We start from the raw sequence: 24,111 nt of genomic DNA, 5'->3' as shown, positions 1-24,111 counted from the left end.
TTAAAGAGCGGTTGGTTAAGATCTTTCGTCTCAACCGAGGCGCGCATTCTACAGCAGCCTCATTTGCTGTCAAGTGATTATTTTCAGAAGTTTTCAAAGTTTCCTTTGTAACTTCAACCACTTGCGCCTCCGATCTCTCGTTAGCGGGAGGCGAATTCTACAGCGTTACACGCTGCTGTCAACACCTCTTTTTCTCCGCTTTCGACCGAGAAGATCGAAACGTTAATAGAGCCAAACAACACCGCCCTACCAACTCCTTCCAGGCTTCGATGAACTGAAGCAGGTCGCTGTCGAATCTTGCGTAACTCTTTGTTTACCAAGGAGTTTTCCGCTTCGACTGCGCCGGAAGTGGGGCGAATTATAGACAGATATAAATCGCCGTCAACAGTTAATTTCAGACTTATTCGGATTTAAGCGTAATACGCGCAAATGCCTTCTTCCCAGCCTGGCAAACATGGGTCGCACCCAGCGCGTATATAAAGGTGCGATCAACCACTTCACCATCGATACGCACACCACCGGAACCCAAGAGGTCACGCGCGACCGCCGAGTTCTTCACCAGGCCTGCCTTATTAAGGACGGCCGCGATCGGCATTGCCTCGGCAGCAGTCAGCTCGATCTCCGGCAGATCATCCGGCAGCTCACCATCCTTCATCCGGTTGCCCGCCGCACGGTGAGCACTGGCCGCAGCCTCCTCGCCATGGAAACGCGCAACAATCTCTTCAGCCAGCTTGATCTTCACGTCGCGAGGATTGGCACCCGCCTCGACATCCGCACGCAGCGCATTGATCTCATCCATCGAGCGGAAGCTCAACAGCTCGAAGTAACGCCACATCAGCGCATCCGGAATCGAAACCAGCTTGCCGTACATCACGCCCGGCGCTTCCTGGATACCGACATAGTTGCCCAGGGACTTGGACATCTTCTTGACGCCGTCCAACCCCTCCAGCAACGGCATGGTCAGAATGCACTGAGCCTCTTGCCCATACGCACGCTGCAGCTCACGCCCCATCAGAAGGTTGAACTTCTGATCGGTGCCACCCAACTCAACGTCAGCGCGCAACGCCACCGAGTCATAGCCCTGGACCAGCGGGTACAGGAACTCATGAATCGCGATCGGCTGGTTGGTCGAGTAGCGCTTGTCGAAGTCATCGCGCTCAAGCATGCGCGCCACGGTGTACTGGGATGTCAGACGAATGAAGTCCGCCGGCCCCATCTTGTCCATCCAGGTGGAGTTGAACGCCACCTCGGTCTTGGCCGGATCGAGAATCTTGAACACCTGGGTCTTGTAGGTCTCGGCATTCTCGAGAACCTGTTCACGGGTCAGCGGCGGACGCGTGGCGCTCTTGCCGCTTGGATCACCGATCATCCCGGTGAAATCCCCTATAAGGAAGATCACCTGATGCCCCAGATCCTGGAACTGGCGCAGCTTATTGATAAGCACGGTATGGCCCAGGTGCAGATCCGGCGCAGTCGGATCAAAGCCGGCCTTGATACGCAGGGGCTGGCCACGCTTGAGCTTTTCGATCAGCTCCGCCTCGACCAACAGTTCTTCCGCACCACGTTTTATCAGCGCTAGCTGCTCTTCAACCGACTTCATAACAGACCCGCAAGGCTCAGATTCAAAAGGGAACCAACCATACAAGATCAGGGACTAATTACAAGTTTTGCCCTGCGCACGGACACCGTTCGACAAGCCCGGCGTTCGCGAGCTTGCGTCACAGATGATTTGGTTATATTTTATACAGTTATTTCATCTTCATCATGTCAGTCATCTTTTCCATTTCATCTTCAAAGTCAAAATTACCTATGACCACAGAACCGTCTAAAGCGCCGCCGCTTTACCCAAAGACCCACCTGCTCGCTGCAAGTGGTATCGCCGCCCTTCTGAGCCTGGCACTCCTGGTATTCCCTTCCAGTGACGTAGAAGCCAAACGAACATCCCTGAGCCTTGACCTGGAAAGTCCCGCAGAACAACTGACACAAGATCAAGACGCTTCCGACGCGCAACAAGCCACAAATGCACCCGTCGATTCGCCGTTTGCCCAGATCGAAAGCGCCCCGGACGAAACCGACAAAACCGCCCAGCAGCAGGCTGCACCTGCCGTAGCGCAGGCCAAGAGCCCTCAGCATCGCGAGGTGCTCGTCGGCAAGGGCGACACGCTTTCCACCCTGTTCGAGAAGGTCGGCCTACCTGCCGCTACGGTTAATGAGGTCTTGGCCAGCGATAAACAAGCCAAGCAATTCACCCAGCTCAAACGCGGTCAAAAACTCGAATTCGAACTGACCCCAGATGGCCAGCTGAACACCCTGCACAGCAACCTCAGCGACCTGGAAAGCATCACCCTGACCAAGGGTGCCAAGGGTTTCGCGTTCAATCGCATCACCACCAAGCCAGTGATGCGCTCCGCCTACGTACATGGCGTCATCAACAGCTCGCTGTCGCAATCGGCCGCCCGTGCCGGCTTGTCCCACAGCATGACCATGGACATGGCCAGCGTGTTTGGCTACGACATCGACTTCGCCCAGGACATCCGCCAGGGTGACGAATTCGACGTGATCTACGAGCAGAAGGTCGCCAACGGCAAAGTGGTCGGCACCGGCAATATCCTCTCCGCGCGCTTTACCAACCGCGGCAAGACCTACACCGCCGTGCGCTACACCAACAAACAAGGCAACAGCAGTTACTACACCGCTGATGGCAACAGCATGCGCAAGGCCTTTATCCGCACACCTGTGGATTTCGCCCGCATCAGCTCGCGCTTCTCCATGGGACGCAAGCACCCCATCCTGAACAAAATCCGCGCCCACAAAGGCGTCGACTATGCAGCGCCGCGCGGCACGCCCATCAAGGCCGCAGGTGACGGCAAGGTACTGTTGGCCGGACGTCGCGGCGGTTACGGCAACACCGTGATCATCCAGCACGGCAACACCTACCGCACGCTGTATGGCCACATGCAAGGCTTCGCCAAGGGCGTACAGACCGGCGGCAACGTGAAGCAGGGCCAGGTGATCGGCTATATCGGCACGACCGGCCTGTCCACCGGCCCACACTTGCACTATGAATTCCAGGTCAATGGCGTACACGTCGACCCGCTGGGCCAGAAACTGCCGATGGCCGACCCGATCGCCAAGGCCGAACGCGCGCGTTTCATGCAACAAAGCCAACCGCTGATGGCACGCATGGATCAGGAGCGCTCCACCCTGCTGGCTTCGGCGAAGCGCTAAGGTATGCCGCTCTATATAGGCGTGATGTCAGGGACCAGCCTCGATGGCCTGGATATCGCCCTGATCGAACAAGAGGCGGCGATCAAGCTGATCGCCACTCACTACATCCCCATGCCAGACAGCCTGCGCGCGGAGCTGCTTGGCCTGTGCGCCAGCGGCCCGGATGAGATCGCCCGCTCGGCAATGGCCCAGCAGCACTGGGTGACACTCGCCGCCCAGGGCATCCATGCCCTGCTCGACCAGCACAACCTCAAGCCCCAGGACATTCGCGCGATCGGCAGCCATGGGCAGACTATCCGCCATGAACCGGCACGCGGTTTCACCGTACAGATCGGCAACCCTGCCTTGCTCACCGAATTGACCGGCATCACCGTGGTCAGCGACTTCCGCAGCCGCGACGTTGCCGCAGGTGGCCAGGGTGCGCCATTGGTACCGGCCTTTCATGAAGCACTGTTTGACGAACGCAGCGGGAATCGTGCGGTTTTGAATGTCGGAGGTTTCAGCAACCTCAGCCTGATCGAGACCGGCAAACCCGTAACCGGCTTCGACTGCGGCCCGGGCAATGTCTTGCTGGATGCCTGGATTCATCAACAGCGCGGCGAACACTTTGATCGCGAGGGCCAGTGGGCCGCCAGCGGCAAAGTCGAACCTCAGTTGCTCAACGCGCTGCTCAGTGACCCTTTTTTCTTGACCAAAGGCCCGAAAAGCACCGGGCGCGAAGTGTTCAACCTGGGATGGCTGCAACAACACCTGGCGCGCCTACCCGCCTTCGCCCCCCAGGACATCCAGGCCACGCTGCTGGAACTGACGGCCCTGACCATCGTCGAGGCCCTGCAAACCGCCCAACCCCAGACAAACACCCTGCTTGTCTGCGGCGGCGGCGCGCATAACCGCACGCTGATGAAACGCCTGGCCACGCTATTGCCATCGACCCAGGTCAGCAGCACCGCCACCTGCGGCGTAGACCCCGACTGGGTCGAAGCCATGGCCTTCGCCTGGCTGGCCCATTGCTGCCTCGAAGGCATCGCCGCCAACCGCCCCAGCGTCACTGGCGCACGCGGGCTACGGGTGCTGGGCGCGATCTACCCCGCCTGACTGCCCGCCAGAATCCGCAGACAGCAAAACGCCGCTTGGCCGATCAAAGCCAAGCGGCGTTTTTGTATCCGCTACCGATCAGATCGAGAACGAAGACCCGCAACCACACGTAGTCGTGGCATTAGGGTTCTTGATCACGAAACGCGAACCCTCCAGACCTTCCTGGTAATCCACCTCGGCGCCTGCCAGGTATTGGAAACTCATGGGGTCCACAACCAGGCTCACGCCCTCGCGCTCGACGATGGTGTCGTCATCGGCCACTTCTTCATCGAAGGTAAAACCGTACTGAAACCCTGAACAACCGCCGCCCGTAACAAATACGCGCAGCTTCAAGCGATCATTACCCTCTTCATCGACCAGGCTCTTCACCTTGTGCGCAGCACCGTGGGTGAATTGCAAAGCCGTGGGGGTGAAGGACTCAACGCTCATGCTGATAATCTCCCGGCGTACCGCCGCCATATGCGTAATGGTCGGTATTATCCGCTTCTCCTAGAAAAGCGGTCAACTATTGTTACGGTATATCAATCTGCGCAGCCGCCATTAAAAACACAAAAGGCCCGATCGACGGGCCTTCTGCTTGGCGACCTGACAGCCTTACGGCAGCATGCCTGCGTGGGACAAGCCCAGCTTCTCATCCAGGCCGAACAGGATGTTCATGTTCTGCACCGCCTGGCCCGAAGCGCCCTTGACCAGATTGTCGATCACCGACAGCACCACCACCAGATCACCGTCCTGCGGCCGATGCACGGCAATCCGGCACACGTTGGCGCCGCGCACGCTGCGGGTTTCCGGATGGCTGCCGGCCGGCATCACATCGACGAACGGCTCGTTGGCGTAACGTTTTTCAAACAGCGCCTGCAAATCCACCGAGCGATCCACCACCGTCGCATACAGTGTCGAGTGAATACCACGGATCATCGGAGTCAGGTGCGGCACGAAGGTCAGCCCCACATCCTTACCGGCGGCGCGACGCAGCCCCTGGCGGATTTCCGGCAGATGACGATGCCCTTTTACCGCGTAGGCCTTCATGCTTTCCGACGTCTCGGAGTACAGCGACCCCACCGCCGCCCCACGCCCGGCGCCGCTGACGCCCGACTTGCAGTCGGCAATCAAGCGCGAAACGTCGGCCAGCCCGGCTTCGAGCAATGGCAGGAAGCCCAACTGCGTCGCGGTCGGATAGCAACCCGGCACGGCGATCAGGCGCGCTTGCTTGATCTGCTCACGATTGACTTCCGGCAGGCCGTACACCGCCTCTTCCAACAGCTGCGGCGCGCCGTGTGGCTGGCCGTACCATTTGGCCCACTCGTCGGCGTCCTGCAGGCGGAAATCAGCCGACAGATCGATGACCTTGGTGCCCGCGGCCAGCAACTCGCCGGCCAGCGCATGGGCCACGCCGTGGGGGGTGGCAAAGAACACCACGTCACAGGCACCGAGGGTCTTGATGTCCGGCACGCTGAACGCCAGGCCGTCGTAATGGCCTCGCAGGTTCGGGTACATATCGGCCACAGCCAGGCCGGCCTCGGATCGGGAAGTGATGACCACCACCTCAGCTTGCGGATGCTGCGCCAACAGACGCAGCAATTCGACACCGGTGTAACCCGTGCCGCCGACGATACCGACCTTGACCATAAACCTGCCCTCAAAGAACCCACTGGAAAGCCGTCGATAATAGGGGCCGCATTGTCCTGCGACAACCGCCAAGGTGACGTAAGGACGCATGAGCCACTACTATCTTCAGTTACCGTGAACCTGGGAATAACTAAAAATGCTTTATCTATGGGTCAAAGCCTTCCATATCGTCAGCATCGTGTGCTGGTTTGCCGGGCTGTTCTACCTGCCGCGCCTGTTCGTCTACCACGCCCAAAGCGAAGACACCGTCAGCAAGGAACGCTTCAGCGTCATGGAGCGCAAGCTGTATCGCGGCATCATGGGCCCGTCGATGCTTGCCACGCTGGTCTTCGGCATCTGGATGATCGCCCTCAACCCCGGCCTCTTCCATATGGGCGCCTGGCTCCACGTCAAGCTGACCCTGGTCGTTCTGCTGATCGGTTACCACCACATGTGCGGCGCGCAGGTAAAACGCTTCGCCCGTGGCGAAAACACCCGCAGCCATGTCTTTTATCGCTGGTTCAATGAGTTCCCGGTTCTGATATTGCTGGCTATCGTAATTCTGGTCGTGGTCAAACCGTTCTAACGTCAATGCCTCGGGGTACCTCCAATGTCGCTGCCCGCTTTGCTTGAACAACGTTTGCGCCTGCCCGTCGTGGCCGCGCCGATGTTCCTGATTTCCAATCCGCAACTGGTCCTGGCGTGCTGCCGCAATGGCGTGGTCGGAAGTTTCCCGGCACTGAACCAGCGCGAAAGCAGTGGCTTCAAGGCCTGGCTGGAGGAAATCGAAGCGGGCCTGGCGCAGTTGAGCAACCCTGCGCCCTACGCCGTCAACCTCATCGTCCACCACAGCAACCCACGGTTGGAGGCAGACCTGGCGATCTGCGTCGAGCACAAGGTGCCGATCGTCATCACCAGCCTCGGCGCGGTGAAGGCGTTGGTCGATGCGGTACACAGCTACGGCGGCCTGGTCTTCCATGACGTCACCACTCGACGTCACGCCGAGAAAGCCGCCGAAGCCGGGGTGGACGGCCTGATCGCCGTGGCCGCCGGCGCCGGTGGTCATGCCGGCACCTGGAGCCCGTTCGCGTTGATCGCCGAGATTCGCCAGTTCTTCGATAAAACCCTGCTGCTGGCCGGCTGCCTCAACCACGGGCACGAAATCCTGGCCGCCCAGTTGCTGGGCGCGGACCTGGCGTATCTGGGCACGCGGTTTATCGCCACCGCCGAAAGCCACGCGCCGGATGCATATAAAGAGATGCTGCTCACATCAGGCGCCGTCGACATCGTACACACTGCCGCAGTCTCCGGCGTGCCCGCCAGCTTCATGCGCCAGAGCCTGGCAAACGCCGGTTTCGACCTGGCCGCCCTGCAAGGCAAAGGCGAAGTCAATTTCGGCGCCAAGCTCAAGCCGTTGAACGACGAGGCCAAGGCCTGGAAGACCGTATGGTCCGCCGGCCAGGGCGTCGGTGAGATCGATGATTTGCCCGGCGTCGATGAACTCGTTGCGCGCCTGGATGCCGAATACCGCGAAGCCCGCGAGAAGGCGGCACAGTTGCGCTGGCCGCGCTGATACACTTGCCGGGCCCGCCCATTGAAGCGGGCCTGCCCCCTCCCCTGTAACATGACAAGGATGCCCGCATGAGCGACAACCGTTTCAAGATTGTGTTTGATGGAGCCCTGCTCCCGGGTGTCGAAAGCACCACCGCTAAACTGAATCTCGCCGAATTGTTCAAAAGCAACGTTGAGGCCATCGAGAAGCTCTTTACCGGTCGCCCCGTCGCCCTCAAGCGCGACCTCGCGCGCCCCGATGCCGAAACCTACCTCACCGCGCTGAAGAACGCCGGGATCGACGCGCGTATCGAAGCCGAACAGCCCGTGGCCTTCAGCCTTGACGAAACCCACGAGACCGAGCCCTCTGCCCGCCCTGCCGCCTCCCCGTATGCACCACCGCGTGCCGCAGTGGGTGACGATTTGCCGGAGTACGCCGAGCTCAAGATCTTCACGATCCATGGCCGCATCGGTCGCCTGCGCTACCTGGCCTGGACGCTGGTACTCACCGTCGCGATGCTCGTCGCCTCGGGAATCCTCGCCACTGCCGGCTTCGCCGTGGCGACCGCTTCGCCGACGGCGGGCATCATCCTGGGCTCGCTGCTGGGTTTCGCGCTGTTCGTGGCGATTGTCTGGGTCAGCGTGCAAATCGGCGTGCAGCGTCTGCACGACCTGGGCTGGTCCGGCTGGCTGTACCTGCTGAACCTGGTGCCGCTGGTGAACAGCATTTTCCCGCTGCTGCTGCTGGTGTTGCCAGGTAACACCGGCGCCAACCAGTACGGTGCGCCGCCACCGCGCAACTCCACGGCAGTGAAAGTCCTGGCCTCCCTGTGGCTGGCGTTTATTCCGTTGATGCTCATCATCTTGATGGCCTTGGGGATGAACGGCTACCTGGACCAACTCGAAAGCAACGTGGACAGCAGCTACGAAAGCAGCTCCATCACCTCCGATGAAGACGCCGATCAAAGCGTGATCGTCAATGAAGAAGACGTGCAAAGTGCTGACGACGCGGCCGAACCTGTAGACTCTCCAGAACAGTGAAAAAACGCCCGCCGCCTGTGATGCCTCTGTCACAGGTCCGGCGGCGTTGCGATGGAGAAAGGCATGACCCGTTACGCTCTGATCACCGGTGCCTCCAGCGGCATCGGCCTGGCCTTGGCCGAAGCACTGGCCCGGCGCGGCCGCAGCTTGATTCTGGTGGCCCGCCAGCGTGATCAGTTGGAAAGCATTGCAATCGAATTGACGCAACGCTTCGGCGTCGAGGTGCTGTTCCGCGCCTGCGACCTGGGTGAGCCGCTGCGTTTGTCCGGGTTCCTGTTGGAGCTTGAGGAAGGCGAACGGCAGATCGACTTGCTGGTCAACTGCGCTGGCATGGGCACCAGCGGGCCGTTCCTGGCCCAGGACTGGATGACCGAGCAGGACCTGATCGAAGTCAACATCCTCGCCCTGACCCGTATGTGTCACGCCCTCGGCAATGCCATGGCCCTGCATGGCGGCGGGCAGATCCTCAACGTCGCCTCGATCGCCGCATTCCAGCCCGGCCCGTGGATGAGCAGTTACTACGCCAGCAAAGCCTATGTATTGCACTTCTCCGAAGGCCTGCGCGAAGAATTGAAAACCTGCGGTATCAAGGTCTCGGTGCTGTGCCCCGGCCCGACGCGCACGGCCTTCTTCGGCACGGCGCAAATGGACACCGCCAAGCTCGAGCGCAGCGCGCACTTGATGAGCCCGGAAGAAGTGGCGCTCTACACCGTGCGCGCCCTGGAAAAAAACCAAGCCATCATCATCCCCGGCCGCCGCAATCGCTGGCTCGCCTTCAGTCCGCGCTTGAGCCCACGCTGGCTGACCCGCAAGCTCGCCGGCGCGATCAACAAGGCCTATTGCCCGCGCTGAAGGCCTGAGTACACTCACCCTGCACATTCACCATGGAGAAACAGCTTTGGATACTCTGTTCACCAAGATCATCAACAGAGAAATACCCGCGAAGATCATCTATGAAGATGATCAGGTCCTCGCCTTCCACGATATCGCCCCACAAGCGCCGGTACATTTTCTGGTTATCCCGAAAAAACCGATCCGCACCCTGAACGATCTGACCGAAAGCGACAAAACCCTGGCTGGGCACATCCTGTTCACCGCTCAGCGCCTGGCCCTGGAACAGGGCTGCGAGAAGGGCTTTCGTGTGGTGATGAACTGCAATGAAGACGGTGGACAGACCGTTTACCATATCCACATGCATGTGCTGGGCCAGCGCCAGATGAACTGGCCGCCGGGCTGATACGCCTGACACACGGGTCGCCGGCCTCCCGCATGCGACCCCATGCCCTTGACTCAACGCAAACGCTTCGCCCTCTCTTGCGGTAAACTGGCCGCCGAGATTCTTCCCGGAGGTCAGCATGACTACCCAACGTCACTACTCGCCGATTGACCGTCTGTTGTTGCAAGCTGACACAGCCATACGCACGCTGCTGCCATTCAGCGGCCAGCCGTATCGCCCGTCGCCCGCCATCGTGCAGCCCGATGCACAGATGAACGAGACCGACACCCGCCACGTCGCCGGCCTGATGCGTATCAACCATACCGGCGAAGTCTGTGCCCAGGCGCTGTACCAGGGCCAGGCGCTGACCGCCAAGCTGCCGCAAGTGCGCGCAGCCATGGAGCATGCCGCCGAGGAAGAAATCGACCACCTGGCCTGGTGCGAGCAACGCATTCGCCAATTGGGCAGCCATCCCAGCGTGCTGAACCCGCTGTTCTATGGCCTGTCGTTTGGGATTGGCGCCGCAGCCGGCTTGATCAGCGACAAAGTCAGCCTGGGGTTTGTCGCGGCCACGGAACAGCAAGTATGCAAGCACCTGGATGAGCACCTGGAACAGTTACCGACCGAAGACGAAAAGTCCCGGGCGATTCTTGAACAGATGCGTATCGATGAAGAACACCACGCAGAAAGCGCACTGGACGCCGGTGGTTTCCGCTTCCCGGCGCCGGTGAGGTTTGGCATGAGCCTGATGGCCAAGGTCATGACCAAAAGCACCTACCGCATCTAACCTGCAAAAAAGGGCGCTATCAAAGCGCCCTGTCTTTATTGCCGGCGAATCCCTGGATCAGCCCAACTCAATGATTTCGTAATCATGGGTAATGGCGACACCGGCCGCGCCCAGCATGATCGACGCCGAGCAATACTTCTCAGCCGACAGCTCGATGGCACGCTTGACCTGGGCTTCTTTCAGCGCCCGGCCCTTGACCACGAAATGCATGTGGATCTTGGTGAACACCTTGGGATCTTCAGTCGCACGCTCGGCTTCGAGGAAGGCTTCGCAGCTTTCCACGGCCTGGCGGGACTTTTTCAAAATGCTGACCACGTCGAAATTGCTGCAACCGCCTACACCAAGCAGGAGCATTTCCATCGGGCGTACGCCCAGGTTGCGGCCACCGGCTTCCGGCGGACCGTCCATGACCACGACATGGCCACTGCCCGACTCACCGAGGAACATGGCTTCGCCCGCCCATTGGATGCGTGCCTTCATCGCCCAGACTCCACTGCTAAAAAAGGGTCGCCAGCTTAGCACACGGCCCGCGGCCGGCAGCTTTTGCGCGTAAAGCCATCAATCGCCACAGTTACCCGGTAAATTGGCTAATCGAGTCACAATGTGTCTGGTAAGCTGGCGCCAAATGAATGGCGCATTGCCATCCTTTGTACAACGTGTATCAATGCAGATACAGCTGGATAAAAACAAATCCAACCACCCTGTGCAGTCTTTTTCGGGATACAACCATGGTTGCTTTTACTCCCATACCCAAGATCAAGAATCTCGACAGACTGCTGACGCATTGCCAGAGTCGTCGCTACCCGGCCAAGCACAACATCATCTGCGCAGGCGAACGCTCCGAAACACTGTTCTTCATTATCAAGGGCTCGGTCACCATCCTGATCGAGGATGAAGACGGCCGCGAGATGATCATTGCCTACCTCAATACCGGCGATTTCTTCGGCGAGCTGGGGTTATTTGAACAAGCGGGCAAAGAACAGGAGCGCAGCGCCTGGGTGCGGACCAAAATCGAGAGCGAAGTGGCCGAGATCAGTTACACGAAGTTTCGTGAACTGACCCAGCACGATCCCGACATCCTCTATGCACTGAGCGGCCAGATTGCCCAGCGCCTGCGGGACACCACGCGCAAAGTCGGCGACCTGGCATTCTTTGATGTCACCGGCCGTGTGGCCCGCTGCCTGTTGGAGCTGTGCAAGCAGCCCGACGCGATGACTCACCCCGATGGCATGCAGATCAAAGTCACGCGTCAGGAGATCGGGCGCATTGTCGGTTGTTCGCGGGAGATGGTCGGTCGCGTGCTCAAGGATCTGGAAGAACGCAACCTGGTAGACGTCAAAGGCAAGACGATGGTGGTGTTCGGCACCCGTTAAACCGGCAGGAAGCTGGCCAGCATCTGCCGGTACAGCCCATCCAGCCGGCTGAGCGCGTCCGGTGCGGGGAAGGCTTCGTGCAGGGCGATATGGCTGTCGGCGCGAACGCGCTGTTCCAGGCCGCAGGCTTGATTGAAGCGATTGACCGCCGCGATCAGTTCTTCGCGATCGTTGTCCAGCAACAAGGCTCCGTGTACCAGCCCCACCGGACGGCCACCACTTTGGCGCCAGCGCTGGGCGGTGCCGACCATTTTGCGGCCATTGAGGTTGACGTTGTAGCGGCCGTCGCAGAACGCGCCGTCGATTTCGCCGACGGAAGCATCGCCGCCCAGTTCGATCAGCAAGTCACAGATCGGCTGGCACAAACGCAGGTAGCCGGTTTCGATGCGCCCCTGGTCGCCTTCGCTGCGCGGCGGTGCGTAGACCAGGGCGATATTGACCGTGGCGTTTGATTGCGGCACCGGCTCGCCGCCGGTTTCGCGCAACAGCACCGGCCAACCCGCCGCGGCTGACACTTGGCTGGCCACGTCAAACCCCGGCAGTCGGCTCAAGCGCCGCGGCATCACCAATGCCTGATCACTGGGCTGCCAGAACAGCAGGCCAAACGCCTGCTCCCCTGCACAAACAGCCGCCAGCAGGTTTTGCTCGGCAGCAAGCCCGGCTTCGACACTCATCGACACTGGCTGGATCATCGAACACCTACCTCGCTGAATAAATACAAAACCCAATGTGGGAGGGGGCTTGCCCCCGATAGCGGAGTGTCAGTCAGTACATCTATCAACTGATACACCGCCATCGGGGGCAAGCCCCCTCCCACATGTTGACCGCACTTCAAATACTGACCGCGGTTTGATCAATCCAGGGTCGAACCGCTGACTGCCACACCACGCTCCGGGAAGAACAGGCGTTGCAGTTCGGCGCCCGGGTTCTCGGCGCGCATGAAGGTCTCGCCCACCAGGAACGAATACACGTCGCTGATTTCCATCAGTTCCACGTCGGCGCGGTTAACAATGCCGCTTTCGGTAATCACCAGGCGGTCGCGCGGGATACGCGGCAGCAGGTCGAGGGTGTTTTCCAGGCTGACTTCGAAGGTGTGCAGGTTGCGGTTGTTGACCCCCACCAGCGGTGTGTCGAGGGTTTTCAGCGCACGGTCCAGCTCATCGCCGTCGTGGACTTCCACCAGCACGTCGAGGCCGACGCTTTTGGCCACGGCCGCCAGCTCGGCCATCTTCACGTCATCCAGCGCGGAGACGATCAGCAGCACACAGTCGGCGCCCAGGGCACGGGCTTCAACGATCTGGTATGGATCGATCATGAAGTCCTTGCGGATCACCGGCAACTTGCACGCGGCGCGGGCCTGTTGCAGGAACAGGTCGGAACCCTGGAAGAAATCGACATCAGTCAGCACGGAGAGGCACGTCGCCCCGCCTCTCTCATAGCTGGCGGCGATGTCGGCCGGTACGAAGTTTTCGCGGATCACGCCTTTGCTTGGCGAGGCCTTCTTGATTTCAGCGATGACAGCCGGCTGCTTGAGTTTGGCCTGGGCGATCAAGGCCTTGGCGAAGCCACGCGGCGCATCGGCGATTTTCGCCTGGCTTTCCAGCTCGGCCAGGCTCACGCGGGCACGGCGTTCCGCGACTTCTTCGGCTTTGCGGGCCAGGATCTTTTCCAGAACGGTCGGCACACTCATCCTTCATTCTCCATCTTGAACACCGCAGTAAAGGCCCCCAGTTCTTCGAGCTTCTCGCGGGCAAGGCCGGTGTGCAATGCATCATGCGCGAGGGCCACGCCTTCGTTAAGACTATAGGCGTGATCGGCGGCATAAAGCGCGGCACCGGCATTGAGCACAATCATTTCGGCGGCTTTCTGGCCGTTTTCGGTCTTGCGACGCCCCAAGGCGTCCTGAATCAGCGCCAGGGAGTCCGCCGGGCTTTCCACTGCCAGGCCGTGCAGGCTCTGGCTCTTCATGCCGAGGTCTTCAGGTTCGACCCAATATTCGGTGATCTGATCATTCTTCAGCTCCGCCACAAAGGTCGGCGCCGCCAGGCTGAATTCGTCCAGGCCGTCTTTGGAATGCACCACCAGCACATGCTTGCTGCCCAGGCGCTGCAATACTTCGGCCAACGGCCGGCACAATGCCTGGCTGAACACGCCGACTACCTGATGCTTCACACCGGCCGGATTCGTAAGCGGGCCGAGCATGTTGAACAGGGTGCGCAGGCCGAGATCCTTGCGCGGGCCGGCGGCGTGTTTCATCGCGCCGTGGTGGGACTGCGCAAACATGAAGCCGATGCCCACGTTGTCGATGCAGCGCGCCACTTGTACGGGGGTCAGGTTCAGGTAGATCCCGGCCGCTTCGAGCAGATCCGCGCTGCCGCTTTTGCCGGACACCGCTCGGTTGCCGTGCTTGGCCACGGTGCAACCCGCTGCCGCGACCACGAAGGAGGCCGCCGTGGACACGTTGAAAATATTCGCACCGTCGCCGCCGGTGCCGACCACGTCGACCACGCCGTCGAGGGTCTTGAGCTCGACCTTGTCTGCCAGCTCGCGCATCACCGACACGGCGCCGACGATTTCGTCGATGCTCTCGCTCTTCATACGCATCGCCATCATGAACGCGCCGATCTGCGCGTCGGTGCATTGACCGGTCATGATCTCACGCATCACATCGCTCATTTCCGCGGTGCTCAGGTCCAGATGGCCGACGATACGGCTCAGGGCAGTCTTGATATCCATGAAAAGTCCTTAGCGCGTGCCGCCGCTCTGCTTGAGAAAGTTGGCGAACAGCTCGTAGCCCTGCTCGGTCAGGATCGACTCGGGGTGAAACTGCACCCCTTCGATGTTCAGTGTCTTGTGGCGCAAGCCCATGATCTCGTCGACCGAGCCGTCTTCCAGCTGGGTCCAGGCGGTCAACTCCAGGCAGTCGGGCAGGGTTTCGCGCTTGACCACCAGCGAATGGTAGCGCGTCACGGTGACCGGCAGGTTGAGGCCTTCGAACACACCAAGGTTGTTATGGAACACCGGGCTGGTCTTGCCGTGCATCACTTGGCGCGCCCGCACCACCTCACCGCCAAACGCCTGGCCGATGGACTGGTGACCCAGGCACACGCCGAGGATCGGCAGCTTGCCGGCGAAGTATTTGATCGCCTCCAGGGAGATGCCCGCCTCGGTCGGCGTGCAGGGCCCCGGCGAAACCACAATGCGCTCCGGGTTCAGGGCGGCGATTTCGGCGACAGTCAGTTCGTCGTTGCGCACCACCTTGACCTCGGCACCGAGTTCGCCCAGGTACTGCACAACGTTGTAGGTAAAGGAGTCGTAGTTATCAATCATCAGCAACATGGGGGAAACCTCAAGAATTCTTAGCCCTGGGGGGTCTGTTCAGCCAACGCCACTGCACGGAACATGGCACGGCGCTTGTTCAGGGTTTCTTCCCATTCGAGGGCCGGCACCGAGTCGGCGACGATCCCGCCACCGGCCTGCACATGCAGTTCCCCGTCCTTGATCACCGCCGTGCGAATCGCAATGGCGGTGTCCATGTTGCCGTTCCAGGCGAAATACCCCACGGCGCCGCCGTAGACACCGCGCTTGACCGGTTCGAGCTCGTCGATGATCTCCATCGCGCGAATCTTCGGCGCGCCCGACAAGGTGCCCGCCGGCAGAATCGCCCGCAGCGCGTCCATCGCGGTCAGGCCGGCCTTCAATTCGCCGGTGACGTTGGAGACGATGTGCATCACGTTGGAGTAGCGCTCGATGACCATCTTCTCCGTCAACTTCACCGAGCCGATTTCCGAGACGCGCCCGGTGTCATTGCGGCCCAGGTCGATCAGCATGAGGTGCTCGGCGATTTCCTTGTCGTCGCTGAGCAGCTCTTCTTCGAGCGCCAGGTCCGCTTCCTCGGTCGCGCCACGCGGGCGGGTACCGGCGATCGGGCGCACGGTGATCAGGTTGTCTTCGACGCGCACCAGCACTTCCGGCGAACTGCCGACGACGTGGAAGTCGCCGAAGTTGAAGAAGTACATGTACGGCGTCGGGTTGAAGCAACGCAGCGCACGGTACAGGTCGATCGGCGCGGCCTTGAAGTCGATGGACATGCGTTGCGACGGCACCACCTGCATGCAGTCGCCGGCGAGGATGTATTCCTTGATGGTATCGACCGCCCGCTCATAGTCATCCTGGGTAAAGCTGGAGCGGAACACCGGGTCGGCCGCCGGCGGACGGCGCAAATCCAGGCCGCGACGCGGGGTGATCGGCTGGCGCAGTTTTTCCAGCAGGGCTTCGAGGCTGGCCAGGCCTTGCTCGAACGCATCGCTCTGGGAGGGGTCGGCCAGCACGATTGCATGCATCTTGCCGGCGAGGTTGTCGAACACCACCACGGCGTCGGAGACCATCAGCAGAATGTCCGGAACGCCCAATGGATCGGGGTTCGGGCATTTACCCAGGCGTTTTTCCACATAACGCACGCAGTCGTAGCCGAAATACCCGACCAGGCCGCCGTTGAAACGCGGCAGCCCAGGGATGGTCGGCACGTTGTAGCGCGCCTTGAAGGTTTCGACGAAGGCCAGCGGGTCTTCGACGTCATGGCTTTCGATCTCGACGCCGTCATGGGTGATGCTGACGTGATGGTCGTACACGCGCATGACGGTGCGGCACGGCAGGCCGATGATCGAGTAACGGCCCCACTTCTCGCCGCCCTGTACCGATTCGAGCAAGTAGGAGTTGGGCGCGTCGGCCAGCTTCAGGTAGATCGACAGCGGCGTGTCGAAGTCGGCCAGGGTTTCGCAGGCCAGGGGGATACGGTTGTAGCCGGCAGCGGCCAAGCGCAGGAATTCTTCGCGGATCATGAGGTGCCTCGTGGCATGAGGGTCTAACGGTCAGGTGTGCAAACGTGCCGCAGCGCGGCCAGGATTCAGTCAGGCGCGCCAACGCCAGCGGGCCAGGGCCTTGATGACTTTCATCCAGAGTTTGCGAGTGACTACCACGATGGTATTTCCAGAAGGGGACGGATCGGTGTCGGCCAACGTTATCTCAGCGCCCGCTCCCAAGCAACCGGGGATTAGTCGGCGCAGGTCATCAATTACCAGCGCGGGCGACTCTTCGGCGATCGGCCGACCGTGGTTATAGCCGTAACTCAAGGCCACGCACTGCACGCCCGCCGCCTTGGCCGCCAGCACATCGCTGCGCGAATCACCGACAAACAACGACTGGGACGCCGGGATATTGGCCATTTTCATCACGAAAAACAGCGCCGCCGGGTCGGGTTTCTTCTGCGGCAAGGTATCGCCACCGATGATCCAGCGGAAATAACGGCCGATTTTCATCTGGTCCAGCAACGGAGCGACGAAGCGCTCCGGCTTGTTGGTGATCAGGGCCATTTCCACGCCCTGCTTGCTCAGCCATTTGAGGGTGTCGCGCACGCCGGGGTACACCACGGTCAGTTCGTGGTGGTCTTCATAGGCGAGGTTGAACAATTCCAGGGCGTGTTCGGCCTCGACATCATCGACCCCCTCGGCCTCGATGCGGTTGGCCAGCGCCCGGCGCACCAGCACCTGCGCGCCGTTGCCGACCCATTTGCGCACCGACTCGATACCGACCGGCTTGCGCCCCAGCTTGAGCAGCATCTCGTCCACCGCCGCCGCCAGGTCCGGCACCGAGTCGATCAACGTACCGTCCAGATCGAACATCACCAGCCGTGGCAGTTTGCCGGGGAACAGCCGCTCGAAGCCGCTCATGGACGCGCCAGCGCCAGTTCCGCACGCATCTTGGCGATGACGTCTTGGTAGTTCGGCGCATTGAAGATCGCCGAGCCAGCGACAAAGGTGTCGGCGCCGGCAGCAGCGATTTCGCGGATGTTGTTGACGTTGACCCCACCGTCGATTTCCAGGCGGATCTCACGCCCCGAGGCATCGATCAGCGCACGGGCTTCGCGCAGCTTGTCGAGGGTGCCGGGGATGAACTTCTGCCCGCCGAAACCTGGGTTGACGCTCATCAGCAGCACCATGTCGACTTTGTCCATCACGTACTTGAGCACGTCCAGCGGGGTGGCCGGGTTGAACACCAGGCCCGCCTTGCAGCCGCCTTCGCGGATCAGTTGCAGGGTGCGGTCGACGTGCAGCGAGGCTTCCGGGTGAAAAGTGATGTAAGTCGCGCCCGCTTCAATGAAGTCCCCGACGATGCGGTCTACCGGGCTGACCATCAGGTGCGCGTCGATCGGCGCGGTGACACCGTACTTGCGCAACGCCGCGCAAACCATCGGGCCGATGGTCAGGTTGGGGACGTAGTGGTTGTCCATGACATCGAAGTGGACGAAGTCGGCACCGGCGGCCAACACGTTGTCCACTTCCTCACCCAGACGGGCGAAGTCGGCGGAGAGAATCGATGGAGCGATAACGAAGGGCTGCATGACGCACCTTTTTTGAGCTAAATCACAATGGCGCGCATTGTATACCTCATGCTTTGCCCAGCGCACCGTGACCTAACTCAACGGCTAGTACGCCGCCCGATAGATTTTCTCGATATCGGCGGCGCTGAGTTGGCGCGGATTGTTGCACATCAGGCGCTCGATACCCGCCGCTTCCACGGCCATGGCCGCGAGTGCGTCTTCGGGGATACCGAAGCTGCGCAGGCCCGACGGGATCTCCACCGCGGCGCACAGTCGCGTCATCGCCTCGACCGCCTGGTCGGCGGCTTCATTGACGCTCAGGCCGGTGACATTCACGCCCATGGCCTGGGCAATGTCCTGCATGCGTTCGACACACGCCAGCTTGTTCCAGTGCATGACATACGGCAGCAACAGCGCATTGCTCACGCCATGGGCGATATTGAAGCGCCCGCCCAGCGGATACGCCAACGCATGCACCGCGCCGACCCCGGCGTTACCGAACGCCATCCCGGCCATCAGGCTGGCGGTGGCCATGTCGTCGCGGGCCTGCAGGTTGGCCGGGTTGGCGTAAGCCTTGGGCAACGCCTTGGCAATCAGCTTGATCGCGCCGATGGCCAAGGCATCGGTAATCGGCGAGGCGTTCAGCGACAGGTAGGACTCAATGGCATGCACCAGCGCATCCACGCCACTGGCGGCGGTGACGCTGCGCGGGCAGGTCAGGGTCATCTGCGGGCTGATGAGTGCGACGTCCGGCAGCAGGAAGTCACTGACGATGCCCTTTTTCAGTTGCGCGGCCTTGTCGGAGAGGATCGCAACGTTGGTCACTTCCGAGCCGGTGCCGGCCGTCGTGGGAATGGCGATCAGCGGCGGGCCCTTGCGCGGCACCTGATCGACACCGAACAGGTCCGCCAGCGCGCCGTGGTATCCGGCATAGGCCGCCACACTCTTGGCGATATCGATCGCACTGCCGCCGCCCAGGCCGATCAGGCCGTCATGCCCGCCTTCGCGGTAGGCGCGCATGCAGTCTTCGACAATGGCGATTTCCGGGTCGGGCAGCACCCGGTCGAAGATCTCGTAGGTACGCTCGCCCAAATGCGCCAGCGCCAGCGCCACGGTGCCGGACCTGACCAGCGCGGCATCGGTGACGATCAGCGGGTTGTCGACATCCAGCCGCGTCAACTCTGCGGCCAATTGCTCGATGGCGCCGGCGCCAGTCAACAGTTTGTGGGCGATCTTGAATGAGGAAGTACTCATGTGCGCGGCCTCTTGTCGATTGTGGGCTGGCACAAGAGTAGCTGACGGAGATCGGTTGTCTTCCATTCAACAGCTGAATGGTCACAGAACCGATTGTGGGAGGGGGCTTGCCCCCTCCCACATTTAGACCTGGGCGGTGCGCAACTTCTCGCTACGGCCGCGCAGCCATTCCAGGGTCAGCAGCAGCAACACCGAGAAGGCAATCAGCAAGGTCGCCGCGGCGGCAATCGTCGGGCTGAGGTTTTCGCGGATACCGCTGAACATCTGGCGCGGCAGGGTCGCTTGCTCGGGGCCGGCGAGGAACAGCGTCACCACCACTTCGTCGAACGAGGTGGCAAACGCGAACAGCGCCCCGGAAATCACCCCCGGCGCGATCAGCGGCAAGGTCACCCGGCGAAACGCGGTCAACGGCGATGCCCCCAGGCTGGCCGCTGCCCGCACCAGGTTATGGTTGAAACCCTGCAAGGTCGCGGACACCGTGATGATCACAAACGGCACGCCCAACACGGCGTGGACCACGATCAGCGAAAAGAAACTGTTACCCAGCCCCAGCGGCGCGAAGAACAGGTAACTGGCCACGCCGATGATCACCACCGGCACCACCATCGGCGAAATCACCAGGGCCATCACCAGCGCCTTGCCGGGGAAATGCCCACGGGTCAGGCCGATCGCCGCCAACGTGCCGAACACCATGGCCAGCACGGTGGCCGCCGGGGCGACGATGACGCTGTTCTTCAGCGCCCGCATCCATTCGGCCGAGGCGAAAAAGTCCTGATACCAGTGCAGCGAGAAGCCTTGCAGCGGGTACACCAGGAAGCTGCCGCTGTTGAACGACAGCGGGATGATCACCAGCACAGGCAGAATCAGGAACAGCAGGATCAAGCCGCAGAGGATCCGCAAGCTGTAGAACCACACCCGCTCCACGGGCGACATATAAGGGCTCAGCATCGCAAGGTCTCCTTAGCTCAGGCGCAGGCGGCTGGCGCCCACCAGCCGGTTGTAGATCAGGTACAGCAGCACGGTGGCCAGCAGCAGCAAGCCGCCCAACGCGGTCGCCATGCCCCAGTTGATGCTGGTGTTGGTGTAGAAGGCCACGAAGTAGCTGACCATCTGGTCGTTCGGGCTGCCCAGCAAGGCCGGGGTGATGTAGTAACCAATCGCCAGGATGAACACCAGCAGGCAGCCTGCGCCCACACCGGCGTAGGTTTGCGGGAAGTACACGCGCCAGAAGCTGGCGAATGGGTGACAGCCCAGGGAAATCGCGGCGCGCATGTAGGTCGGCGAGATGCCTTTCATCACGCTGTAGATCGGCAGAATCATGAACGGCAGCAGGATATGCACCATGGAGATGTAGACCCCGGTGCGGTTGAACACCAGCTCCAGCGGCTTATCGATCAGGCCCATGCCCATCAGCGCGCCGTTGATCAGGCCACCGGACTGCAGCAGCACGATCCACGCCGCCACGCGCACCAGGATCGAGGTCCAGAACGGCAGCAGCACCAGAATCATCAGCAGGTTGCTTTGCCGTGCCGGCAGGTTGGCCAGCAGGTAGGCCAGCGGATAGGCCAGCAGCAGGCAGAGAAAGGTGATCACCAGGCCCATCCAGAAGGTGCGGGCGAAGATGTCCAGGTAGATCGCCTGGTCCGGCGTGGCCGGGGCCACTTCGCCGAGGTCGTCGATGCGGTGATCGACGGCCGCCAGCAGGTAGTACGGCGTCAGGCTGCTGGTATTGCGCCGGATCGCCTGCCAGTACGCCGGGTCGCCCCAGCGTTCGTCGAGGGTTTCCAACGCTTCTTTATAAGAGGCTGGCGCTTCGGTAAACGGCAGCGCCCGCGCGGTTTTGGTCAGCAGGCTGCGATAGCCGGCCAGTTCCATGTTCAAGCGTTTCGACAGATCGCCGAGGGTCTGGTTCTTGCGCGCTTCGCCAAGGTCTTCGCTGAGCGCCTGGTACACCGGCTCGCCAGGCAAGCCGCGACCGTCCCAGGTCTTCACCGCCACCACCGTGCGTGGCAGGCCGCCCACGACTTCCGGGTTGCCGACACTTTTGTACAACAGCGCAACGATCGGCACCAGGAACACCAGCAGCAAAAACAGCACCAGCGGCGCAATCAAGGCCTGGGCCTTCCAGCGATTAAGCCGCTCAGCACGCGCCAGGCGCTGCTTGAGAGTGGGGCTGTTGACCTCGGTCGAGGGAACGGCGATGGCCATGGCTAACTCCGAAACTTGAAAATGAATGCACTCTGCCAAACGCAGCAGATCCCCTGTGAGAGGGGGCAAGCCCCCTCCCACATGGAGTTACTTGGCAGCCCAGGAATTGAAGCGCTGCTCGAGTTGCTCACCGTTATCCGCCCAGAAGCTCACATCGATCTGCACCTGGTTGGCGATGTTCTCAGGCGTGGTCGGCATGTCTTTGAGCACGTCCTTGGCCAGCAACGGTACGGCTTGGGTGTTGGCCGGGCCGTAGGCGATGTTTTCCGAGTAGATCTTCTGCTGCTGCGGCTGCACCGAGAAGGCGATGAACTTCTTCGCCGCTTCTGCGCGATCCTTGGCCAGGCCTTTTGGAATAGCCCACGCGTCGAAGTCGTAGATGCCACCGTTCCAGACCACTTTCAGGTTGCTCTCTTTCTGTACGGCAGCGATGCGACCGTTGTAGGCCGAGCTCATCACCACGTCACCCGAGGCGAGGTACTGCGGCGGTTGCGCGCCGGCTTCCCACCACTGGATCGACGGCTTGAGTTCGTCGAGCTTTTTGAACGCACGGTCCTGGCCGTCTTTGCCAGCCAGCACTTTGTACACATCCTTCGGCGCCACGCCGTCAGCCATCAACGCGAATTCGAGGGTGTATTTGGCACCCTTGCGCAGGCCGCGCTTGCCAGGGAATTTCTTGGTGTCCCAGAAATCCGCCCAACTGGTCGGCGCGCTGCTCAGCTTGTCAGCGTTGTAGGCGAGTACGGTCGACCACACGAAGAAGCCCACGCCGCACGGCTGGATCGCACCTTTGACGTAGTCAGCGGTGTTGCCGAACAGTTTCGGGTCCAGCGGCTCGAACATGTCTTCGTCGCAACCACGGGACAGTTCCGGCGATTCCACTTCTACCAGGTCCCAGGACACGCTCTTGGTGTCGACCATGGCCTTGATCTTGGCCATCTCACCGTTGTACTCGCCGGCGATGATTTTGCCGTTGCCTGCACTTTCCCACGGTGCATAGAAAGCCTTGACCTGTGCGGCCTTGTTCGCGCCACCAAAGGACACGACCGTCAGATCCGGGCCAGCCATGGCCTGGGTCGCGCCGATCAAGCCGATCGCCAGTGCGGAATACTTAAGGGATCTCAACATTGTTGTTCTCTCCACGTGCAGGGTTGGTGAAGCCATGGGGGCGATTATTTCGCCTCTAGAAGTGGGTCGAGTGCGCGAACGTGCTCGACTTGCCAGCCAATCGGTACCACGTCGCCGACCGCCAGTGCCGGGTCCAGCTCGGCGATCGGTTGTTTCACAAAAAAATCGGTCATGCCGCAGACTTCCAGGCGCACGCGCACGTGGACGCCCAGGTAGACAAATTCCGCTACTCGCCCAGAGAAGCGGTTCACGCAACGTTCGCTGGAGCCATTGAGGCTGACGCGCTCAGGCCGCACCGACAAGGTCACCGGGCCGCCGACCTGGCCGACGTTCACCGCCAGCGCCTCGACTTTCTCGCCCCGCGCCAGTTCCACCACGCAGCGGTCGCCGGTGTGGCTGTGCAGGCGACCGTTGAGGCGGGTGTTTTCGCCGATGGAGGTGGCGACGAAGGGATTTTTCGGTTCTTCGTACAGGGTACGCGGCGCCGCGATCTGCTGGATCTCGCCCTGGTGGAACACGGCCACCCGGTCGGACATGGTCAAGGCTTCGCCCTGGTCGTGGGTCACATACACCACGGTCACGCCGAGGCGTTGGTGCAGGTGCTTGATCTCCATCTGCATGTGTTCGCGCAATTGCTTGTCGAGGGCGCCGAGGGGTTCGTCCATCAGCACCAGCTGCGGTTCGAACACCAGCGCCCGGGCCAACGCCACACGCTGTTGCTGGCCGCCGGAGAGTTGCGCCGGGTAGCGTTGGGCGAAGGCGTCGAGCTGGACCATGCTCAGCACGCGCTTGACCCGCTCGCTGATATCGGTCTTGCTCAACCCTCGCACCGACAGGGGAAACGCCAGGTTCTCGGCCACGGTCATGTGCGGGAACAACGCGTAGTTCTGGAACACCATGCCGATATCGCGCTTGTGCGGCGGCACGTGGTTGATGGCGCGTCCGGCCAGCTGGATTTCGCCGGCAGTCGGCGTTTCGAAGCCGGCCAGCATCATCAGGCTGGTGGTCTTACCCGAACCCGACGGCCCTAGCAGGGTGAGGAACTCGCCCTTGCGAATCTCCAGGTTGAGGTCTTTGACGATCAGGTTCTCGCCGTCGTAGCTCTTCTGCACGCCACGAAAGCTGACCAGCACATCATTTGAATCCGCCTCGCTCATACCCGCACCTTTGTATTTTGGACTGCTGTGGCACAAGCGTAGTCCAGGGGCGGGGCCCCGGAAATCGGGGGCCAGGAGAGAATCAC

25 protein-coding genes are annotated in these 24,111 nt (G+C 61.2%); 9 read left to right on the top strand and 16 right to left on the bottom strand.

What is annotated here, in order from left to right; translation table 11 throughout:
- Positions 1-400: 400 nt before the first annotated feature.
- A complete protein-coding gene (gene tyrS / locus INT12_RS14725) occupies positions 401-1,600 on the bottom strand; it encodes a tyrosine--tRNA ligase (protein ID WP_017847777.1) in 1,200 nt (399 codons plus the stop codon).
- A 209-nt stretch (positions 1,601-1,809) separates the two neighbouring features.
- Between tyrS and INT12_RS14720 the strand changes: the two genes are divergently transcribed.
- Together INT12_RS14720 and INT12_RS14715 are read left to right on the top strand one after the other, a co-directional pair.
- Positions 1,810-3,228, top strand: coding sequence for a peptidoglycan DD-metalloendopeptidase family protein (locus INT12_RS14720; protein ID WP_193039840.1), 1,419 nt, complete (start codon positions 1,810-1,812; stop codon positions 3,226-3,228).
- Positions 3,229-3,231: 3 nt separating this feature from the next.
- The gene (locus INT12_RS14715; protein ID WP_193039841.1) at positions 3,232-4,323 is read left to right on the top strand and encodes an anhydro-N-acetylmuramic acid kinase; all 1,092 of its coding nucleotides are present in this window, start codon (positions 3,232-3,234) and stop codon (positions 4,321-4,323) included.
- A 78-nt stretch (positions 4,324-4,401) separates the two neighbouring features.
- On the opposite strand, the gene erpA is transcribed toward INT12_RS14715, so the two are convergent.
- Both erpA and argC read right to left on the bottom strand, forming a co-directional pair.
- On the bottom strand, positions 4,402-4,752 hold the full coding sequence (gene erpA, locus INT12_RS14710) for an iron-sulfur cluster insertion protein ErpA (RefSeq protein WP_007906865.1): 351 nt from the start codon (positions 4,750-4,752) through the stop codon (positions 4,402-4,404).
- Between the two features lie 165 nt (positions 4,753-4,917).
- Positions 4,918-5,952, bottom strand: a complete 1,035-nt coding sequence (gene argC / locus INT12_RS14705) for an N-acetyl-gamma-glutamyl-phosphate reductase (protein ID WP_017847781.1) — start codon at positions 5,950-5,952, stop codon at positions 4,918-4,920.
- Positions 5,953-6,088: 136 nt separating this feature from the next.
- On the opposite strand from argC, the gene hemJ reads away from it, so the two are divergent.
- From hemJ to coq7, 6 genes are all read left to right on the top strand, one after another.
- Positions 6,089-6,517, top strand: a complete 429-nt coding sequence (gene hemJ / locus INT12_RS14700; protein ID WP_017847782.1) for a protoporphyrinogen oxidase HemJ — start codon at positions 6,089-6,091, stop codon at positions 6,515-6,517.
- Positions 6,518-6,541: 24 nt separating this feature from the next.
- A complete protein-coding gene (locus INT12_RS14695; RefSeq protein WP_017847783.1) occupies positions 6,542-7,504 on the top strand; it encodes an NAD(P)H-dependent flavin oxidoreductase in 963 nt (320 codons plus the stop codon).
- 68 nt (positions 7,505-7,572) lie between these two features.
- Positions 7,573-8,523 carry a DUF805 domain-containing protein gene (locus INT12_RS14690; protein WP_017847784.1) on the top strand — a complete coding sequence of 317 codons (951 nt, stop codon included), beginning with the start codon at positions 7,573-7,575 and terminating at the stop codon, positions 8,521-8,523.
- Between the two features lie 63 nt (positions 8,524-8,586).
- Entirely contained in the window at positions 8,587-9,375 is a 789-nt protein-coding gene (locus INT12_RS14685) for an SDR family NAD(P)-dependent oxidoreductase (protein WP_017847785.1), read from the top strand.
- A gap of 46 nt (positions 9,376-9,421) precedes the next feature.
- Positions 9,422-9,760 (top strand): histidine triad nucleotide-binding protein, encoded by a 339-nt coding sequence (locus tag INT12_RS14680; protein WP_017847786.1) that lies wholly within the window; start codon positions 9,422-9,424, stop codon positions 9,758-9,760.
- Positions 9,761-9,878: 118 nt separating this feature from the next.
- Complete coding sequence (gene coq7 / locus INT12_RS14675; protein ID WP_017847787.1) at positions 9,879-10,526, top strand: 2-polyprenyl-3-methyl-6-methoxy-1,4-benzoquinone monooxygenase; 648 nt, start codon at positions 9,879-9,881, stop codon at positions 10,524-10,526.
- 57 nt (positions 10,527-10,583) lie between these two features.
- Here the strand turns inward: coq7 and INT12_RS14670 are convergent, their stop codons facing one another.
- Positions 10,584-11,006 carry an OsmC family protein gene (locus INT12_RS14670; protein ID WP_005792019.1) on the bottom strand — a complete coding sequence of 141 codons (423 nt, stop codon included), beginning with the start codon at positions 11,004-11,006 and terminating at the stop codon, positions 10,584-10,586.
- Between the two features lie 248 nt (positions 11,007-11,254).
- On the opposite strand from INT12_RS14670, the gene crp reads away from it, so the two are divergent.
- Entirely contained in the window at positions 11,255-11,899 is a 645-nt protein-coding gene (gene crp / locus INT12_RS14665; RefSeq protein ID WP_017847788.1) for a cAMP-activated global transcriptional regulator CRP, read from the top strand.
- Here crp and INT12_RS14660 read toward each other — a convergent pair.
- The 12 genes from INT12_RS14660 to INT12_RS14605 form a co-directional block, all read right to left on the bottom strand.
- Entirely contained in the window at positions 11,896-12,591 is a 696-nt protein-coding gene (locus tag INT12_RS14660) for a biotin/lipoate A/B protein ligase family protein (protein WP_193039843.1), read from the bottom strand. The two genes, crp and INT12_RS14660, sit on opposite strands and share 4 nt — an antisense overlap.
- 161 nt (positions 12,592-12,752) lie before the next feature.
- Positions 12,753-13,589 (bottom strand): indole-3-glycerol phosphate synthase TrpC, encoded by an 837-nt coding sequence (gene trpC / locus INT12_RS14655; protein ID WP_104904360.1) that lies wholly within the window; start codon positions 13,587-13,589, stop codon positions 12,753-12,755.
- Positions 13,586-14,635: an anthranilate phosphoribosyltransferase gene (gene trpD, locus INT12_RS14650; protein ID WP_017847791.1), complete on the bottom strand. Its 1,050-nt coding sequence runs from the start codon at positions 14,633-14,635 to the stop codon at positions 13,586-13,588. Before trpD ends, trpC begins: the two co-directional genes overlap by 4 nt.
- Before the next feature lie 9 nt (positions 14,636-14,644).
- Positions 14,645-15,238 (bottom strand): aminodeoxychorismate/anthranilate synthase component II, encoded by a 594-nt coding sequence (locus INT12_RS14645; protein ID WP_017847792.1) that lies wholly within the window; start codon positions 15,236-15,238, stop codon positions 14,645-14,647.
- 20 nt (positions 15,239-15,258) lie between these two features.
- The gene (trpE, locus tag INT12_RS14640; RefSeq protein ID WP_017847793.1) at positions 15,259-16,740 is read right to left on the bottom strand and encodes an anthranilate synthase component I; all 1,482 of its coding nucleotides are present in this window, start codon (positions 16,738-16,740) and stop codon (positions 15,259-15,261) included.
- A gap of 69 nt (positions 16,741-16,809) precedes the next feature.
- A complete protein-coding gene (locus INT12_RS14635; protein WP_017847794.1) occupies positions 16,810-17,628 on the bottom strand; it encodes a phosphoglycolate phosphatase in 819 nt (272 codons plus the stop codon).
- A complete protein-coding gene (gene rpe / locus INT12_RS14630; protein WP_046381868.1) occupies positions 17,625-18,299 on the bottom strand; it encodes a ribulose-phosphate 3-epimerase in 675 nt (224 codons plus the stop codon). Before rpe ends, INT12_RS14635 begins: the two co-directional genes overlap by 4 nt.
- An 84-nt stretch (positions 18,300-18,383) precedes the next feature.
- On the bottom strand, positions 18,384-19,532 hold the full coding sequence (locus tag INT12_RS14625) for an iron-containing alcohol dehydrogenase (RefSeq protein ID WP_046489168.1): 1,149 nt from the start codon (positions 19,530-19,532) through the stop codon (positions 18,384-18,386).
- A 123-nt stretch (positions 19,533-19,655) separates the two neighbouring features.
- Positions 19,656-20,480, bottom strand: coding sequence for an ABC transporter permease (locus tag INT12_RS14620; protein ID WP_017847797.1), 825 nt, complete (start codon positions 20,478-20,480; stop codon positions 19,656-19,658).
- 12 nt (positions 20,481-20,492) lie between these two features.
- Positions 20,493-21,740 (bottom strand): ABC transporter permease, encoded by a 1,248-nt coding sequence (locus INT12_RS14615; protein ID WP_102618120.1) that lies wholly within the window; start codon positions 21,738-21,740, stop codon positions 20,493-20,495.
- A gap of 87 nt (positions 21,741-21,827) precedes the next feature.
- Positions 21,828-22,868: an ABC transporter substrate-binding protein gene (locus INT12_RS14610; RefSeq protein WP_017847799.1), complete on the bottom strand. Its 1,041-nt coding sequence runs from the start codon at positions 22,866-22,868 to the stop codon at positions 21,828-21,830.
- Positions 22,869-22,912: 44 nt separating this feature from the next.
- Positions 22,913-24,025, bottom strand: a complete 1,113-nt coding sequence (locus INT12_RS14605; RefSeq protein WP_193058892.1) for an ABC transporter ATP-binding protein — start codon at positions 24,023-24,025, stop codon at positions 22,913-22,915.
- Between the last annotated feature and the right edge of the window lie 86 nt (positions 24,026-24,111).

It is taken from the genome of Pseudomonas sp. K8, assembly GCF_014889455.1.
Lineage (GTDB): Bacteria > Pseudomonadota > Gammaproteobacteria > Pseudomonadales > Pseudomonadaceae > Aquipseudomonas > Aquipseudomonas veronii.
Note: the sequence above shows the minus strand (reverse complement) of the source record. Positions and strands in the feature narration are given on the sequence as shown.

Bases quoted from the DNA above. Each gene is read 5' to 3' on its own strand.
- INT12_RS14670 (WP_005792019.1), bottom strand. From the start codon at position 11,006: ATGAAGGCACGCATCCAATGGGCGGGCGAAGCCATGTTCCTCGGTGAG.
- argC (WP_017847781.1), bottom strand. From the start codon at position 5,952: ATGGTCAAGGTCGGTATCGTCGGCGGCACGGGTTACACCGGTGTCGAA.
- INT12_RS14720 (WP_193039840.1), top strand. From the start codon at position 1,810: ATGACCACAGAACCGTCTAAAGCGCCGCCGCTTTACCCAAAGACCCAC.
- trpE (WP_017847793.1), bottom strand. From the start codon at position 16,740: ATGATCCGCGAAGAATTCCTGCGCTTGGCCGCTGCCGGCTACAACCGT.
- INT12_RS14645 (WP_017847792.1), bottom strand. From the start codon at position 15,238: ATGTTGCTGATGATTGATAACTACGACTCCTTTACCTACAACGTTGTG.
- coq7 (WP_017847787.1), top strand. From the start codon at position 9,879: ATGACTACCCAACGTCACTACTCGCCGATTGACCGTCTGTTGTTGCAA.
- INT12_RS14625 (WP_046489168.1), bottom strand. From the start codon at position 19,532: ATGAGTACTTCCTCATTCAAGATCGCCCACAAACTGTTGACTGGCGCC.
- hemJ (WP_017847782.1), top strand. From the start codon at position 6,089: ATGCTTTATCTATGGGTCAAAGCCTTCCATATCGTCAGCATCGTGTGC.
- INT12_RS14605 (WP_193058892.1), bottom strand. From the start codon at position 24,025: ATGAGCGAGGCGGATTCAAATGATGTGCTGGTCAGCTTTCGTGGCGTG.
- trpD (WP_017847791.1), bottom strand. From the start codon at position 14,635: ATGGATATCAAGACTGCCCTGAGCCGTATCGTCGGCCATCTGGACCTG.
- INT12_RS14685 (WP_017847785.1), top strand. From the start codon at position 8,587: ATGACCCGTTACGCTCTGATCACCGGTGCCTCCAGCGGCATCGGCCTG.
- tyrS (WP_017847777.1), bottom strand. From the start codon at position 1,600: ATGAAGTCGGTTGAAGAGCAGCTAGCGCTGATAAAACGTGGTGCGGAA.
- INT12_RS14715 (WP_193039841.1), top strand. From the start codon at position 3,232: ATGCCGCTCTATATAGGCGTGATGTCAGGGACCAGCCTCGATGGCCTG.
- INT12_RS14660 (WP_193039843.1), bottom strand. From the start codon at position 12,591: ATGATCCAGCCAGTGTCGATGAGTGTCGAAGCCGGGCTTGCTGCCGAG.
- rpe (WP_046381868.1), bottom strand. From the start codon at position 18,299: ATGCAGCCCTTCGTTATCGCTCCATCGATTCTCTCCGCCGACTTCGCC.
- INT12_RS14610 (WP_017847799.1), bottom strand. From the start codon at position 22,868: ATGTTGAGATCCCTTAAGTATTCCGCACTGGCGATCGGCTTGATCGGC.
- INT12_RS14620 (WP_017847797.1), bottom strand. From the start codon at position 20,480: ATGCTGAGCCCTTATATGTCGCCCGTGGAGCGGGTGTGGTTCTACAGC.
- INT12_RS14690 (WP_017847784.1), top strand. From the start codon at position 7,573: ATGAGCGACAACCGTTTCAAGATTGTGTTTGATGGAGCCCTGCTCCCG.
- erpA (WP_007906865.1), bottom strand. From the start codon at position 4,752: ATGAGCGTTGAGTCCTTCACCCCCACGGCTTTGCAATTCACCCACGGT.
- INT12_RS14695 (WP_017847783.1), top strand. From the start codon at position 6,542: ATGTCGCTGCCCGCTTTGCTTGAACAACGTTTGCGCCTGCCCGTCGTG.
- trpC (WP_104904360.1), bottom strand. From the start codon at position 13,589: ATGAGTGTGCCGACCGTTCTGGAAAAGATCCTGGCCCGCAAAGCCGAA.
- crp (WP_017847788.1), top strand. From the start codon at position 11,255: ATGGTTGCTTTTACTCCCATACCCAAGATCAAGAATCTCGACAGACTG.
- INT12_RS14615 (WP_102618120.1), bottom strand. From the start codon at position 21,740: ATGGCCATCGCCGTTCCCTCGACCGAGGTCAACAGCCCCACTCTCAAG.
- INT12_RS14635 (WP_017847794.1), bottom strand. From the start codon at position 17,628: ATGAGCGGCTTCGAGCGGCTGTTCCCCGGCAAACTGCCACGGCTGGTG.